At 71.0% G+C, this 15,660-nt stretch carries 13 protein-coding genes; 12 read left to right on the top strand and 1 reads right to left on the bottom strand.

The annotated features are described in order from the left end of the window. Positions 1-59 precede the first annotated feature (59 nt). The 4 genes from Q4V64_RS02655 (at position 60) to Q4V64_RS02640 (ending at position 5,495) form a co-directional block, all read left to right on the top strand. On the top strand, positions 60-971 hold the full coding sequence (locus Q4V64_RS02655) for a sugar ABC transporter permease (RefSeq protein WP_124436959.1): 912 nt from the start codon (positions 60-62) through the stop codon (positions 969-971). Next, positions 968-1,870: a carbohydrate ABC transporter permease gene (locus Q4V64_RS02650; protein WP_124436958.1), complete on the top strand. Its 903-nt coding sequence runs from the start codon at positions 968-970 to the stop codon at positions 1,868-1,870. The genes Q4V64_RS02655 and Q4V64_RS02650 overlap by 4 nt, the downstream gene beginning before the upstream one ends. A 3-nt stretch (positions 1,871-1,873) precedes the next feature. Then, a complete protein-coding gene (locus tag Q4V64_RS02645) occupies positions 1,874-3,592 on the top strand; it encodes a hypothetical protein (RefSeq protein ID WP_124436957.1) in 1,719 nt (572 codons plus the stop codon). Positions 3,593-3,662: 70 nt separating this feature from the next. After that, positions 3,663-5,495 (top strand): hypothetical protein, encoded by a 1,833-nt coding sequence (locus tag Q4V64_RS02640; RefSeq protein ID WP_124436976.1) that lies wholly within the window; start codon positions 3,663-3,665, stop codon positions 5,493-5,495. 51 nt (positions 5,496-5,546) lie between these two features. Here the strand turns inward: Q4V64_RS02640 and Q4V64_RS02635 are convergent, their stop codons facing one another. Continuing rightward, positions 5,547-6,266, bottom strand: coding sequence for a nucleoside/nucleotide kinase family protein (locus Q4V64_RS02635; protein ID WP_124436956.1), 720 nt, complete (start codon positions 6,264-6,266; stop codon positions 5,547-5,549). Positions 6,267-6,354: 88 nt separating this feature from the next. Between Q4V64_RS02635 and Q4V64_RS02630 the strand changes: the two genes are divergently transcribed. From Q4V64_RS02630 to Q4V64_RS02595, 8 genes are all read left to right on the top strand, one after another. Next, positions 6,355-6,750, top strand: coding sequence for an SgcJ/EcaC family oxidoreductase (locus tag Q4V64_RS02630; protein ID WP_124436955.1), 396 nt, complete (start codon positions 6,355-6,357; stop codon positions 6,748-6,750). Between the two features lie 94 nt (positions 6,751-6,844). Beyond that, positions 6,845-7,582 carry a beta-phosphoglucomutase family hydrolase gene (locus Q4V64_RS02625; RefSeq protein ID WP_124436954.1) on the top strand — a complete coding sequence of 246 codons (738 nt, stop codon included), beginning with the start codon at positions 6,845-6,847 and terminating at the stop codon, positions 7,580-7,582. After that, positions 7,579-9,933, top strand: a complete 2,355-nt coding sequence (locus Q4V64_RS02620; protein ID WP_124436953.1) for a glycosyl hydrolase family 65 protein — start codon at positions 7,579-7,581, stop codon at positions 9,931-9,933. Before Q4V64_RS02625 ends, Q4V64_RS02620 begins: the two co-directional genes overlap by 4 nt. Positions 9,934-10,112: 179 nt before the next feature. After that, a complete protein-coding gene (locus tag Q4V64_RS02615; RefSeq protein ID WP_124436952.1) occupies positions 10,113-11,606 on the top strand; it encodes a hypothetical protein in 1,494 nt (497 codons plus the stop codon). Further along, entirely contained in the window at positions 11,606-12,547 is a 942-nt protein-coding gene (locus tag Q4V64_RS02610; protein ID WP_124436951.1) for a lysylphosphatidylglycerol synthase domain-containing protein, read from the top strand. The genes Q4V64_RS02615 and Q4V64_RS02610 overlap by 1 nt, the downstream gene beginning before the upstream one ends. Before the next feature lie 74 nt (positions 12,548-12,621). After that, the gene (prcB, locus tag Q4V64_RS02605) at positions 12,622-13,476 is read left to right on the top strand and encodes a proteasome subunit beta (protein ID WP_124436950.1); all 855 of its coding nucleotides are present in this window, start codon (positions 12,622-12,624) and stop codon (positions 13,474-13,476) included. Between the two features lie 225 nt (positions 13,477-13,701). Continuing rightward, positions 13,702-14,871, top strand: coding sequence for a HoxN/HupN/NixA family nickel/cobalt transporter (locus tag Q4V64_RS02600; RefSeq protein ID WP_124436949.1), 1,170 nt, complete (start codon positions 13,702-13,704; stop codon positions 14,869-14,871). Between the two features lie 31 nt (positions 14,872-14,902). Further along, entirely contained in the window at positions 14,903-15,628 is a 726-nt protein-coding gene (locus tag Q4V64_RS02595) for a Clp protease N-terminal domain-containing protein (protein WP_253266653.1), read from the top strand. Positions 15,629-15,660 lie beyond the last annotated feature (32 nt).

Raw genomic sequence — 15,660 nt, 5'->3', positions numbered from 1 at the left:
ATGCCGGGCTCATGGCGTGAGCCCACAGCAATCCAATCCACCAGCACGGAGTCAGGAAGATGACAAAACGCGCCTCGGACGTGTCCGTGAGCCCGCCCAGGAGACGCAACAAGTACATCGTCGCGCCGCTCGTCCTCATCGCGGCCAATGTCGTGCTCTTCGCCCTGTTCTTCGTCTGGCCGGCGGTGATCGGGCTCGTCTACTCCTTCACGAACTACACGGGTGTGGGGGCGTTCCAGTTCATCGGACTGGACAACTACGACAACCTGTTCGGGGACTCCACCTTCTACGACGCGCTGACCCGGACGCTGCTGTACGCCGTGCTGTTCGTTCCGCTGAACTTCGCGCTCTCGCTGCTCGCCGCCAACCTGGTGGTGAGCAAGAACGCCAAGGGCACGTCGGTAGCCCGCGTCATCTTCTTCATCCCGTGGCTTCTGTCGCCCATCGTCGTGGGTGTCCTGTGGCGGTGGCTGTTCGGTGAGAACTTCGGACTGGTCAACTACGTCATCGGGAAGCTCGGCGGAAGTGCCGTTCCGTGGCAGTCGAACGCGGACCTGTCGTTGATAGTGGTGGTGATGGCGGCATCCTGGGCCTGGACGGGCTTCTCGATGCTGCTGTTCATCGCGGCGATCAAGAACGTACCGGTGTCGTACTACGAGGCGGCCCAGCTCGACGGCGCCGGCCCGTGGCGCCAGTTCATCAGCATCACGCTGCCGAGCATCGCGCCCACCTCGTTCATCGTCATCCTGCTCAACACGATCAACGCGATGAAGGAATACCCGGTGTTCGTCGCCCTCAACAACGGCGGACCCGGAACGTCGAACAACCTGATGGTCCAGTACATCTATGAGACCGGCTTCAAACGGGGCCAGATCGGCTACGCGAGCGCCGCGTCATTCGTGCTCATGCTCATCCTGATGGCCGTCGCGATCATCCAGCTGATCGTCAACCGGCGGGTGGAGAACCGATGACAACCACAGACATGCCACGCCCGGTCGACGCCGATCCCGGACGAGCCGTCTCCAAGAAGCGCCCCCGCAGCGCGGGCAGCGGTGGGCTCCGGCGGGCGGTGCCCGCGACGACACTGCTGTGGATCCTGGCGTGCCTGTACGGGTTGCCGGTGCTGTGGTTCCTCCTCAGCTCCCTCAAGCCGGCCAGCGACCTGTTCTCCTATCCGCTGACGCTGGTTCCGCACAACCCCACCCTGTCGGGTTTCAAGGCAGCGTGGGACAGCGCCAACTTCTCCCAGTACTTCATCAACACGACCATCGTGTGCGTGATCACGACGATCCTCACGGTGGGAGTCAGCTGCTGCACCGGGTACGCGCTGGCCAAGTACGACAACAGGTGGCTCAAGGCGTTCTTCATCTGCATCCTGGCCACCACGATGCTGCCGTCCGAGGTCATGCTCGCCCCGGAATTCCTGGTGGTCCGCAACCTCGGCCTCTACAACTCGTTCGCCGGCATCATCCTCCCGGCCGTGCTCACCGCGACCGGATGCTTCATGTTCCGCCAGTTCTTCCTGACGGTTCCCGACGAACTCGTGGAAGCCGCACGCATCGACGGCGCCCGCGAACTGTCGATCTTCCTGCGGATCATGGTGCCGCTCTCCCGGCCCATCATGCTGACCCTCGCCATCCTGTCCTTCCAGTGGCGGTGGAACGACTACATCTGGCCGCTTCTGATGCTCAACGACCCCAACAAGTTCACCGTGCAGATCGGCATCCAGAGCATCGTCGGCGCACAGAACATCAACTGGTCGGTACTGCTCGGCGCATCGGTCATCTCCATGATCCCTCTGATCGCCATCTTCCTGGTCTTCCAGCGCTACGTCATGAGCGCCGACATCAATGCCGGACTGAAGGACTGACCCGTGCCCACCGCGCTCGACCACGAGTTCCTCCGCGCGGTGGCCCGCGCCGCCGACCGGTCGGCCGCCCCGCTGGCGGCCTGCCCCGACGAGGAACCCGCCGGTGTGCCGCACCGTGCTCTGGCGCGGCGGGTGAAGACCCTGGTCGCGGCATACCGGTCCCCGGACTCGGCACTGCACGGCAGCAGGCAGGCCGTCGCCGCCGCGATGACCCATCTCCGCGCCCTGCGGGCCGTGCAGACACCCACCGGCCTCTTCGCCGGCGGAGACAACGTGCAGTCACCGCCGGACTCCGCGTTCACCGTCAACGACGTGTGCGACGCGCACGTCCTCGCCGGCGGCGCGGGGCCCGAACTGCGCGAGGTCACGGCCGCGCTCGCCGAGATCGCCGGCGCCGCCACCGCCAGTCTCCTGACCGGTGGCGTGCACACCCCGAACCACCGCTGGGAGCTGTGCGCGGCGCTGGCCCGGCTGCACCGGTCGTTCCCCGACGACCGGCTGCTCGACCGCGTCGAGGAGTGGCTCGCAGAGGGCGTCGACATCGACGCGGAGGGCCTGTACTCGGAACGGAGCGCCAACTACGCGGCCCATGTGTCCAACCCGTCGCTGCTGCTGCTGGCCGAAGTGCTCGGCCGCGCCGACCTGCTGTACGCCGTCGAACGCAATCTCGCCACGACCCTGGACCTGATCAGGCCGGACGGCACGGTGGAGACCGTCCACTCGCGACGGCAGGACCAGAACCACCCGTTCCCGCTGGCGCCCTACCTGCCGCACTACCGGCTGCTCGCGATCCGCACCGGCCGGGGCGACTTCGCCCGGGTGGCGCGGCAGGCGGCCGCCGGCGGCATCGACGACCCCGACCTGCTCGCCGAGACCCTCCTCACCCCGGACCTGTGCCTCGCCCTGCCGGCCCTGACTGCGGAGACCCTTCCGCGCGACCGGTACCTCACCACCGCACGCCTCGCCGCACGCGCCTCGGCCACCGCGCACACGGTGGTGTACGGCGGCTCCGACGTGCCCGAGCACCGGCGCATCCGCTCGGGCCTCGCCTGCAATCCCACCTTCCTGCGCCTGTTCGCCGGCGACGCCGTCCTCGACGCGGTCCGTCTGACGCGGGGGTTCTTCGACCTGGGCCCGTTCCGCGCCGCCGGCATGCAACAGCTCGCCGACAACCGCTACCGGCTCACCGAAACCCTCACGGCCGCCTACTACCAGCCGCTCCCGCCGGACCGGCGACAGGACGACGGCGCCTACCGGATGGCGGACGAGGGACGCTTCTCGGCCGCGATGGCCTTCCCGGACCGGCCTCGGGACGAGGTCTCCCACACGACCCGTGTCGAGGTGGACCTGAGGGCAGACGGTGCCGATCTGCGGATCGACATCAGCGGACCACGGGTGCCCTGGGCCCTCGAACTGACCTTCCGGCCGGGTGGCGTGCCGGAGGGCGCGGTACCGATCGGCGACGGACGCTGGTGCCTGACGACCGGGCCGATGACCTACCGGGTCGGTGACGACGAGATCCGGATCGAGGCCGACGTCGAGGCGGGCGAACCGCTGGCCGGGCCGGACCGGAGCGACGTACTGCGGTACGACCCGGGTCAGGACTACACCGTGGTGGGCGGCACCGATGCGACGACCGGGAACCGCGTCTACATCGGTGGACATGGCCCGCACACACTGACCGTCGCACTGCGCGTCCGCCGGCCCGCTACTGTCGTGTGACCCCGACGACCCACACCATGGCCACCTCAGGCATGAAGGGCTGATCCCCGTGCACCTCACGTCCCCTCCCGTGCACCTCACGCACCAGCGCGGCCCCCTGCACGACCTGCCCGACAGCCCCGAGGCGTACGACGCGGTCCTCGCCGACGTCGTCGAGCAGGCCCTTACGCGCATGACACCCGAGGGCAACCTCGAACACCCCGAGTGCGTCGACGACATCGGCGACACCTCGCTCGGCATCACCTCGCTCCTCGCGCTCGCCTGGCAGCGCTCCAAGGACCCGCGGCTGCCGGAGGCGGTGCACCGCAGCCTCGCCTTCCATCTGCGCGAGCGGGTCTACGTCGAGGACAACCCCGGTTACCCCAACCTGAGGATCCGTGACTCCGGTCTGCCGTACGCCCGTTACACCCTCGCCCCGGGCGCGCACCCCATCGGCGACTGGCCCAGCACGGTCTGGGCGCTGCTCCAGGCGGTCAACGTGCTGGACCTGGCCGACGGCCTGATCGACGACGAACCGCGCGCCCGGCTGCTGGAAGTGGCGCACGGCTACTGGCGCCGGCTGACCGAGGCGACCTTCTTCAACCCGCAGGAGGCGGGCAACCAGGCGATCGGATGCGTGGTCGGCGGTCTGATGCTGGCCCGTCATCTGCCGGCCGAGGAGGGCGAGCCGGTCCGCGCGCGGGCGCTGGAGCTGTACACCGACGAGATCCGCGCCCACCGGGTGCGCGACCGGGGCGCCCTGCTGCCTCCGGAGCACGGCGGCGCCTACGACAACAACTACGGACCGATCTCCCTCTCCTTCCTCGCCCAGGCCCACCGGATCAGCGGCGAGGAGATGTTCGGCGAGGACGGCGACGCGCTCGCCCGCTACATCGACGCCCGCCTCACCGGCGGCGGCTTCGACAATGGCGGCCCGCGCTACAGCGAACAGCACTCCGGCTTCGAGGCGGTCCTCGGCCTGCGCTACTTCGGCGCCCGCATCGGCTCCGACCTGGGCCGCTACCGGGGCGACACCCGCTGGGGCCGCCACGCGGTCAAGGCGGACGGCGAGGTCGACGGCCACTTCGCGTGGATGCTGGTCTGGCAGACCGAGGACACCACGCGCTGGCACCGTGAGCCGTCCAGGGCGGCCGCCCGGCACCAACTGCGCGCGGGCACCGTCTCGGTGGCCTTCGACGACCGCATGACTCCGGCGGTGGTGGAGGCGGGCGGCACCTACTACCTGCCCGCGGCCGTCAACCGGCAGCACGGCTTCGGCCCCGTCACGGACGGCTTCCTGCTGTGCCGCCCCATGGGCGAGGTCCGCGTCCGGGACGTCCGCGCCGACGGACTGACGGCCAAGCTGGTCACCAAGCCGGTCGTCGGCCGCGACCACGTCCTGCGGCACGTGCGCTCCTTGTACGTCACCGACGGCACGACCCTGTGGACGACGGTCGCCGTCGAACGCCTCGACGGGACGCCGTACCTGCTGGCCGGCCTGCCGTACGCCGAGGACGACGGCGACCGGGTCCGGCGTACGGCGGACGCGGCCGTGTCCTCGGCGGGCACCCTGCGCCTCACACACCCGGGCACCGAGGGCGCGGAGCACTTCGACGCCCGCTCGGAGCTCACCCAGGAACAGGCAGCCTTCGCCCTCGCCGCCGACCCGCGCGGTTACGGCAACCCGGACCAGGGCTGGCGGCACCTGGTCAGCTCGACGGCCCTGGAGGCCGACCCGATCACCGACGCGCCGGACGACCTGCATGTGTTCGCGGTACGGTACGGCTCCGAGGAACCGCTCACGGTGTCGGTGGAGCGGGGCGAGGACTGGCTGAACGTACGGACGGACGCCTTTACGGCGGTCATCGGGGCCGAGGACGCGCAGGGGGAGCCGGAGCTGACGCTGTGCGGGGTCGGAGGCTAGGGCATCGGCGGGTACAGGCCTCGTACCGGCCTCGGACAGGGGCCCTCCCGCTCACCCTCCGGCTTCCGCTTCAACCGCCCCCAGTCCACTGCCGGCACGGTGGTGATGTCCATCCCCAACCGGCCACCCCGTGACGTCCCGCACCACCAGATCCGCCAGTTCCCGCGTCGCGGCGACCAGCTCCGCGTTGCGCTGGTCCGAGCGGAGCACCCATGCCACCGCCTCCTCGTGGGTCTTGCCGAACTCCTCGTGCCGCGCGACCAGCCGCCGTACGCGCTCCTCCTCGTCGATCTCGCAGAACCACACTTCGTCCAGCTCGGCCCGGACCCGCGCCCACGCGCCGGTGTCCAGCAGCAGGTAGTTGCCCTCGGTCACCACCAGGCGGGCCGTCGGCGGCACCGGGATCGCCCCGGCGATCGGCTGCTCCAGCACCCGCTCGAAGCCGGGGGCGTACACGACCTCGTCGTTCTTCTCCCGCAGCCGCCGCAGTCGCCGCAGCAGCGCCGCGTACCCCGCCGCGTCGAAGGTGTCGGGCGCGCCCTTGCGGTCCCGTCTGCCGAGCCGGTCGAGTTCGGTGTCGGCGAGGTGGAAGCCGTCCATGGGGACGTGCGCCACCCACGGGTCCCCGGTCGCGTTCAGCGCCCGCACCAGGTGCTCGGCGAGTGTCGTCTTGCCCGCGCCGGGGCTGCCGGCGATGCCGAGGAGTGCGCGGCGGCCGTGCCGGGTGAGGGCGTGGGCGCGGTCGAGGAGGTCGTCGAAGGTCGGCGGCACACAGCAGAGTGTGCCAGGCTGCGCCGATTCGACGCCCTCGGCAGCAGAGGGCAGTCTCCTGTAGAGGGGGCAGGAAGGAGGCTACGCCGTGACCGACGACGCAGCGCAGGTCCGCACCCTGATCACCCGGTGGGCCGAGGCCGTCCACCGGGGCGACCTCGACGGCGTCCTCGCGGACCACGCCGAGGACATCGTGATGTTCGACGTCCCGCCGCCCCACGAGGGCATCCACGGCCTCGCCGCCTACCGCGCGTCCTGGCCGCCGTTCTTCGAGTGGCAGGCCCAGGGCGCCCGCTTCGACATCGAGTCCCTCGACGTCACGGCCGGCACCGACGTCGCCTACGCCCACGCGCTGCTGCGATGCGGCACGCCGGAGGAGCTCGCCGCACAGCCCACCCTGCGCCTACGGCTGACGCTCGGCCTGCGCAAGGAAGGGGGCCGCTGGCTGGTCGCCCACGAGCACCACTCGTTCCCGCACGACTGACCCCCACCGAGGGCAGGTAAGAACCTGTCCTGAAATGTCCCCTCTGTGGCGTGCGCCACCCACTGGACCCGCCCTCGTGGGGAACCGTGTCCGTATGACGGAGCTCGGTCTACCCGAAGACATCCAGGCCTGCCTCTTCGACCTCGACGGCGTGGTCACCAAGACGGCCGTCGTGCACGCGGCCGCCTGGAGGGAGATGTTCGACGCGTTCCTGCGCGAACGCGAGGGCGAGCACTTCCGGCCGTTCGACGACGCCGACTACGACGAGTACGTCGACGGCCGCCCCCGCGCCGACGGCGTCCGCACCTTCCTCGCCTCCCGCGGCATCGAACTGCCGGAAGGGAACCCGGACGACCCACCTGAGAAACCCACGGTCCACGGCCTGGGCAACCGCAAGAACGACCTGCTTCTGAAGAAGATCCGCACCGACGGCGTGGAGGCCTACGAGGGCACCCTGCGCTACCTCGAAGCGGTCCGCGCCCACGGCCTGCGCACCGCGATCGTCTCCTCCAGCGCCAACTGCCGTGACGTACTGCGAGCCATCGACACCGAGGACCTCTTCGACGTACGCATCGACGGCGTGGTGGCCGCCGAGCGGAAACTGCCGGGCAAGCCGCACCCGGACACCTTCCTGGCCGCCGCGCACGACCTGGGCGTCGAGGCCGCGCGGTGCGCCGTCTTCGAGGACGCCCTGGCCGGCATGGACGCGGGCCGCTCGGGCCGCTTCGGATACGTCGTCGGCGTCGACCGCGTCGGACAGACCGACGCCCTCTACGCGCACGGAGCCGACCGGGTCGTGAAGGACCTCGCCGAACTGGGAGGCACGGCGTGATCACCCACAGGTCGTACACCGTCGAACCCTGGGCCGTGCGCGAGACGGACCTCAACCTGGACGTCCTGGCCCAGAGCGAGTCCGTGTTCGCGCTGTCCAACGGCCATGTCGGCTGGCGCGGCAACCTCGACGAGGGCGAACCGCACGGCCTGCCCGGCTCCTACCTCAACGGCGTGCACGAACTGCACCCGCTGCCCTACGCCGAGGCCGGATACGGATACCCGGAGTCGGGACAGACCGTCATCAACGTCACCAACGGCAAGGTGCTGCGGCTGCTGGTCGACGACGAACCGTTCGACCTGCGCTACGGGCGGCTCGTCGCCCACGAGCGCACGCTGGACCTGCGCAGGGGTGTGCTGGAACGGGTCTGCGAGTGGATCTCCCCGGCCGGCTCCCGGATACGGGTGCGCTCCACGCGGCTGGTCTCCCTCACCCAGCGGGCCGTCGCCGCCGTGGCGTACGAGGTGGAGCCCGTCGACAGCCGAACGCGCGTGGTGATCCAGTCGGAACTCGTCGCCAACGAGAGCCTGCCCGAACCGGACGGCGACCCGCGCACCGCCCGGGCGCTGAAGTCACCGCTGGAACCGGAGGAGGACTTCGCCGACGGCCCCCGGCTGCGCCTGGTGCACCGAACCCGCCGCAGCGGCCTGCGGGTCGCCGTGGCCGCAGACCACATCATCGACGGCCCCGAGCGGACCACGACGAGCAGCGAGAGCAATGTGGACGTGGCCCGGCTGACGGTCACCTCCGTCCTGGAACCGGGCCAGCGGCTGCGGGTGGAGAAAACGGTCGCCCACGGCTGGTCCGGCGCGCGCTCCCGGCCGGCGATGAGCGACCAGGTCGAGGCGGCGCTGGCGGCCGCTGGGCACAGCGGCTGGACGGGCCTGCTCCGGGACCAGCGGGCCTGCCTCGACGACTTCTGGGCGCGCGCCGACGTCGAGGTCGACGGCGACGAGGAGATCCAGCAGGCCGTCCGCTTCGCCCTCTTCCACGTCCTCCAGGCCGGCGCCCGCGCCGAACAACGCGCCATCCCCGCCAAGGGGCTGACCGGATCCGGCTACGACGGCCACGCCTTCTGGGACACCGAGACCTTCGTGCTGCCCCTGCTGACCTACACCGCGCCCCACGCCGTGGCCGAGGCCCTGCGCTGGCGGCAGAACACCCTGCCCGCCGCCCGGGAACGCGCCCAACAACTCGGCCTGGGCGGCGCCGCGTTCCCCTGGCGGACCATCGAGGGCTCGGAAGGCTCCGCCTACTGGCCCGCCGGCACGGCCGCCTTCCACGTGAACGCGGCCATCGCGGACGCCGTGGTGCGCTACACGGCGGCGACCGGCGACACCCACTTCGCACGCGACACCGGCCTCGAACTGCTGGTGGAGACCGCCCGCCTGTGGCGCTCCCTCGGCCACCACGACCACCACGGCGTCTTCCACATCGACGGCGTCACCGGCCCCGACGAGTACAGCGCGGTCGCCGACGACAACACGTACACCAACCTCATGGCCCGGGCGAACCTGCTGGCCGCCGCCGACGCCTGCGAACGCCATCCCGAGGAGGCGGCCCGCCTCGGCGTCGACGAGGAGGAGAGCGCCTCCTGGCGCGACGCCGCCGAGGCCGTGCACATCCCCTACAACGACGAACTCGGCGTCCATGAACAGCACGCCGGCTTCACCCGCTACCAGCGCTGGGACTTCGCCGCCACCGGCCCCGACCAGTACCCCCTGATGCTGCACTTCCCCTACTTCGACATCTACCGCAAACAGGTCGTCAAGCAGGCCGACCTGGTCCTGGCGATGTACATGTGCAGCGCCTACTTCGAGGAGTTCCACGACGAGGAACAGATCGCCCGCAACTTCGCCTACTACGAGCCGCTGACCGTACGGGACTCCTCGCTGTCGGCGTGCTCCCAGGCCGTCCTCGCCGCCCAGGCGGGACATCTGGGCCTCGCCTACGACTACACGGCCGAGGCCGCCCTGATGGACCTGGCGGACCTGGAGCACAACACCCGCGACGGACTGCACATCGCCTCCCTCGCCGGCACCTGGACGGCCCTGGTCGCCGGGTTCGGAGGCCTGCGCCGGGACGGCGACTCGCTCCGGTTCGCGCCCCGCCTGCCCGAGCGGTTCAGCCGCCTGGCCTTCACCGTCCAGCTCCTCGACCGCCGCCTGCGCGTGGAGATAGGCCCGGACAAGGCCACGTACACGCTGCTGTCGGGGGAGCCCCTGACGATCCGCCACCACGACACCCGGCTGACCGTGAACGGCGACGGCCCCGTCGTCCGCCCCGTCCCGGCGCCCGAGACGCGCCCCGCACCGGAACAGCCCCCGCACCGGAGCCCGAACGCCCGCTGACGCCGCTCCGCCCCGTACGGCCGAACTTCGCCCTGCATACCGGTCCGATGCAGGTTAGTTTGGCTGTGTTTTTCCGCGTCTTTGTTCGTTTCTTGTTCGCTTTCGGTTGACGTCGCCTTCAGCCCACCAGGCTGTGCGGTCTTAGAAGCCCTACGACTTGTAGGGGTGAGGGGTGGACGATGTCCCACGGCACGAACGCCATGCTCGTCGGTGCGCGACGACGTGAACCGGCCACCGTGCCCGGCACGTCCTGGCGGACCCGCGGCGCCTGGCTGCTCGCGGCCGTGGCCGGCGCCTTCACGCTGGCCCAACTGCTCCTGGTCCGACCCGGCATGGGCCTCGGCTGGGACGAGACGGTGTACGTCAGTCAGGTCGGCACCCAGGCACCGGCATCGTTCTTCAGCGCACCGCGCGCCCGGGGCGTCTCGCTGCTGGTGGCACCGATCGCGTCCTGGTCGACCTCCACCGAGCTGCTGCGCGTCTACCTCGCCCTGCTGTCCGGCCTCGCCCTCTACCTGGCCCTGCGCACCTGGCGAGGGCTGTTCCCGGCCCGAGTCCTGGCCGCCGCGGGCGCCCTGTTCGCCTCCTTGTGGATCACGGTCTACTACGGCCCGGCGGCCATGCCCAACTACTGGGTCGCCATCGGCGCCCTGATCTGCGTCGGCTGCTTCCTGCGGGCCCGGTCCGACGGCCTCGACCGGTCGGCCCTGTGGGGAGTCGTGGCGGGCGCCGCGCTCATGGCGTGGATGCGGCCCACCGACGCCGTGTGGGTCACCCTGCCGCTGCTCGTCCTCGCACCGGCGACCCGCCTGTGGCGGCTCACGGCCGCGCTCTACGGCGGGCTCGTGGCGGGCGTGGCGGAGTGGGTGATCGAGGCGTACGTCTCCTACGGCGGCCTCGGGCAGCGCCTGTCCGACGGCTCCGACATCCAGGGCGGCCTCGGCTGGTACTTCGCCGTCGACGACCAGCTGCGCAGCCTGGTCGGGCGGACCCTGTGCCGCCCGTGCACCGCACCGATGCCGAACCCGGCGGTGTTCGCCTGGTGGTTCGTCCTGCCCCTGCTCGCCGCCCTCGCGCTGGTGGTCGCGGTGCGGGCCCGGCGCACCGCACCCACACTGCTTCCGCTGCTGTGCGCCGCGACGGCCGCCTTCCCGTACCTGTTCATGATCGGCTACGCGGCTCCCCGCTTCCTGCAGCCCGCCTACGCCCTGTTGGCGATCCCGGTCGCCGCCGCCCTGTTCCACCTGGTCACCAAGCCGAACGGCCGATGGCGCCCGGCGGCGGTCACCCTGGTGGCGATCGGGCTGGCCGGGCACCTGGCGGTGCAGTACGCCGTCCTGGACCGCACCGTCGACCGCACCACCGCCGACCGCCGCGACTGGGCCCGCACCGCCGCCGACCTGCACCGCCTGGGCGTCCGCCCGCCCTGCCTGCTGACCGGACACCAGGCCCTGCCCATCGCCTACTACACCGGCTGCTCCTCGGCGGCGACCCAGGGGTCCAACGCCAACAGCACCCTGGCGGAGATCCTGCGCACCGCCGAGAGGATTCCGACGGCCGCCCTGACCGAGCCGGGCGGGTCACCCCCCGGGTACGCCCGCGACTGGGCGGTCCACCGGTCCGCCGGCTTCGATCTCCACCTCGCGCCGACGCCGGGCCCGGACGGACCCTGATGACAGCCGAACGGGTCGCCGTCGAGACCGCCCGAAGACGGACCTACTGGCACACCGCCCTCTCCCTCGCCGTCCTGGTGGTCGCCGTGTGCCTGGCCCGGCGCCACTGGCCCGTGCTGGAGACCGGGGCGGTGCGGCTCGCCGTGGCCGACCAGGGCTGGCTGCTGGTCGGCGCCACGGCCGCCGCCGCGGCCTGGCTGTGCGCGGCGCTCGCCCAGCAGGGCGCCGTCGTCGAGCGGCTGCCCCCAGGACGGCTGGTGGCGGCCCAGTTCGCCGCCTCCGCCGCCAACCACCTCCTGCCCGCCGGACTCGGCGCGGGAGCGGTCAACCTGCGCTTCCTCATGCGCTGCGGGATACCGGCCGGCCGCGCGGCGACCGCGGTCGCGGTCAAGGCCACGGCCGGCGGGGTCGCGCGGGGCGCCCTGATCGTCGTACTCGCCGTGGCCTTCCCCGGTGTCCTGCGGATTCCGCACGTCCCGGCCGGATGGGCGGCCGTCGCCCTCGCGGTCGTCTGCGTCACCGTGCTGCCGGCCCTCCGACTGCTGCCCCGATGCCGACGGGCGCTGGCCGCGGTGCGGGCGGACGTCCGGGCCGTCCACGCGCGACCGAGCCGGGCGGCCGCCCTGTGGGGCGGTTCACTGGCCTTCGCCGCGCTGCACGCCCTCGTGCTGATCGCCGTCACCCGGGCCGTCGCGCTGCCGCTGCCCCCGGGCCGGGTGGCGCTGGTCTACCTCGCCGCGAGCACCGCCGCCGCGCTGCTGCCCACGCCCGGCGGGCTCGGCTCCCTCGACGCCGCGCTGGCCCTCACCCTCGCCTCCGCCGGGGCACCGGCCGCGGCGGCCGCGTCCGCCGTGCTCGGTTACCGGCTGCTGACCGTATGGCTTCCGCTGGTTCCGGGCCTCGTGGTGCTGGGGATCCTGATCCGGCGCAAGGCGCTGTGACCCCAACAGGCGTTTCCCGCCCCGCGCCTTCTGGTAGGAAACCGGATGTCGGCCCGGAGACGAGGGGGAGTGCCATGACGTGGAACGAGAACGGCGGGCGGCTGGGGGAGGAGTTCTTCACACCCGGGACCTCGTCCTTCACCGATTTCCTGGCCGAGCACCGCCCGGAGTTACTGAGCACGCGCCGGATCCTCCCGGAGGATATACGGGCCGCACCCGACCAGGTGCCGCACGGGACCACGGTGCTGGCCCTCGCCTATCGTGACGGCGTGCTGATCGCCGGCGACCGCCGGGCCACCATGGGCAACCTCATCGCCCAGCGCGACCTGGAGAAGGTGCACCCAGCGGACGACTACACCGCGGTGGCCTTCGCCGGCACCGTCGGTCTCGCGGTGGACATGGTGAAGCTCTATCAGGTCGAGCTGACGCACTTCGAGAAGATCGAGGGCACGCCGATGACCCTCAACGCGAAGGCGAGACGCCTGGCCGGCATGATCCGCCAGAACCTCGGCCAGGCCATGCAGGGCCTGGCCGTCGTACCGCTCCTCATCGGCTACGACCCGTCGGCGCCCGAGGGCGAGCGAGGCCGCATCTTCAGCTTCGACGTCGTCGGAGGGCTGTACGAGAAGCGGGACTTCCACGCCGAGGGCTCCGGATCGCCGTACGCGCGAGGCGCGTTGAAGAAGCTGTTCCGCAAGGGCATGGACCGGCGCGAGGCCGCGCTGGCCGCGCTCCACGCGCTGTACGACGCGGCGGACGACGACTCCGCGACCGGCGGCCCGGACATCAACCGCCGGATCTTCCCGATCGTGTCGGTCATCACCGAGGACGGCTTCGAGCGGCTGTCCGAGCCGGAGACGGAGCAGCTGAGCCGGGAGATGGTCGAGCAGCGCGGCAGCCGGCCGGACGGACCGAACGCGACTCCGTGACGCGGAAGCGGTGACAGGGGCGCTGTGACAGGGGCGCTGTGACAGGGGCGCTGTGACAGGGGCGCTGTGACAGGGGCGCTGTGACAGGGGCGCTGTGACGGGGGACTTTCCCCACTCCTGGTGAAGACCAGCCACGGGCTTTACTGCACATGTCTTGCATGTACTGGAGGATGGCGAAAGGCTGCGTATCGCGGCCGTTCAGCCGAAAGAAGGACCCTCCGCCCGATGACGGCCGCCCCTGACTCCGCTCCGTCCCTCCTCCCCGCCACCGCCCCCGCCAGGGGCTCGGCCTGGCACCGCGTCCGTGGCTCCATGACGCGGCAGGAGTGGATCAGGGTGGGCGGAATGGCCGCCGTGGTGGTGGCCCTGCACGTGATCGGCTGGGTCACCCTGGTCGTGATCGTCGCGCCGCACCACTACAGCGTCGGCGAGAAGTCCTTCGGTGTCGGCATCGGCGTGACCGCCTACACGCTCGGCATGCGGCACGCCTTCGACGCCGACCACATCGCGGCGATCGACAACACCACCCGCAAGCTGATGGGCGAGGGCCGGCGGCCGCTGTCGGTCGGCTTCTGGTTCTCCCTCGGTCACTCCAGCGTCGTCTTCGTCCTGGCGCTGCTGCTCTCGCTCGGCGTGAAGGCCCTCGCCGGACCGGTCCGCGACGACGACTCCCGCCTCCACGACGTCACCGGCCTGATCGGCACGACCGTCTCCGGAGCCTTCCTCTACCTGATCGCGGCGATCAACCTGGTCGTCCTGGCCGGCATCTGGAAGGTCTTCCGCCGGATGCGCTCGGGCCGCTACGACGAGGCCGCCCTGGAGGAGCAGCTGAACAACCGCGGCTTCATGAACCGCCTGCTCGGCCGCGTCATGAGGTCGGTCACCGAGCCGTGGCAGATGTACCCCCTCGGCCTGCTCTTCGGCCTCGGCTTCGACACCGCCACCGAGATAGCCCTGCTCGTCCTGGCGGGCTCGGGCGCCGCCTCCGGACTGCCCTGGTACGCGATCCTGTGCCTGCCCGTCCTGTTCGCCGCCGGCATGTCCCTGCTCGACACGATCGACGGCTCCTTCATGAACTTCGCCTACGGCTGGGCCTTCTCCAAGCCGGTCCGCAAGGTCTACTACAACCTCACCGTCACCGGCCTGTCCGTCGCCGTCGCCCTGCTCATCGGCACCGCCGAACTGCTCGGCCTGCTCGCGCAGCAACTCGGCCTGCACGGCGGGTTCTGGGACTGGATCAGCGGCCTCGACCTGAACCTCCTCGGCTTCGTGATCGTCGGCCTGTTCTTCGCCACCTGGATCATCGCCCTGCTGGTGTGGAAGGTCGGCCGGATCGAGGAGAAGTGGACGGCGGGGCTGGCCGGGACGGAGGGCAAAAAGGCAAGGACTCCTTGACAATTCCCCATTGTCAAGGCGTACTTGCCTCATGGCATTACCTGATCTGGACGAACTCATCGCCGAAGTGGACCGCACCTGCGACACCGCCCACCGACCCGGTGGACAGGAACAGCCCGACTGGCTGGCGCTGTTGACCACCGCCGCACACCTCGCGGGCCGACTCCAGGCCCTCGCCGACGACCTGGTCGAGGACTACGTCGAGCACTGCCGGATGCACGGCTGCTCGTGGACGGACATCGGAGCCGCCCTGGGAGTCACCCGGCAGGCCGTGCAGCAGCGCTTCCACGCGCCCCACAAGCGCTACGGCCCCGAGACGATGTCCGAGGACCTGCGCCAGGCCATGACCCACGTGAAGCGGTCTGCCGTACAGCACCGCAACAACTACATCGGCACCGAACACCTTCTGTGGGGCCTCACGGCGGAGGACAACAGCGCCACCCGGCTGCTGGAGAGCGCCGGCGTCAGCCCGGAGACGGTCCACCGCACGGTCGCGGACCGGCTCACCCTGGGCGCCTCCCAGGCGGCCGAGCGCATTGCCTGGACTCCCTACTCCCGCAAGGCGATCGCCCTCGCCGAGGCCCGCTCCGAGCAGGCCGGCGCCGCACACATCGACTGCGCCGACCTCCTCGTCGGTCTCACCGGTGTCGGCCGTGGCGTCGCGGCCACGATCCTGACCGACGCGGGATTCGACCCGGCGGCAGCCGAGGAGCACTCCTCAAACGGTGAACCGGAGAAGATCACCCCGGTGGCGTAACGCCAGAACGATTCACCGGGTGAACGGCACGG

The organism is Streptomyces sp. NL15-2K (assembly GCF_030551255.1).
Taxonomy (GTDB): Bacteria; Actinomycetota; Actinomycetes; order Streptomycetales; family Streptomycetaceae; genus Streptomyces.
Note: the sequence above shows the minus strand (reverse complement) of the source record. Positions and strands in the feature narration are given on the sequence as shown.

Excerpts from the sequence above, each read along its gene's own strand:
- Q4V64_RS02610 (WP_124436951.1), top strand. The coding sequence starts at position 11,606 with ATGACAGCCGAACGGGTCGCCGTCGAGACCGCCCGAAGACGGACCTAC.
- Q4V64_RS02655 (WP_124436959.1), top strand. The coding sequence starts at position 60 with ATGACAAAACGCGCCTCGGACGTGTCCGTGAGCCCGCCCAGGAGACGC.
- Q4V64_RS02650 (WP_124436958.1), top strand. The coding sequence starts at position 968 with ATGACAACCACAGACATGCCACGCCCGGTCGACGCCGATCCCGGACGA.
- Q4V64_RS02600 (WP_124436949.1), top strand. The coding sequence starts at position 13,702 with ATGACGGCCGCCCCTGACTCCGCTCCGTCCCTCCTCCCCGCCACCGCC.
- Q4V64_RS02625 (WP_124436954.1), top strand. The coding sequence starts at position 6,845 with ATGACGGAGCTCGGTCTACCCGAAGACATCCAGGCCTGCCTCTTCGAC.
- Q4V64_RS02595 (WP_253266653.1), top strand. The coding sequence starts at position 14,903 with ATGGCATTACCTGATCTGGACGAACTCATCGCCGAAGTGGACCGCACC.
- prcB (WP_124436950.1), top strand. The coding sequence starts at position 12,622 with ATGACGTGGAACGAGAACGGCGGGCGGCTGGGGGAGGAGTTCTTCACA.
- Q4V64_RS02615 (WP_124436952.1), top strand. The coding sequence starts at position 10,113 with ATGTCCCACGGCACGAACGCCATGCTCGTCGGTGCGCGACGACGTGAA.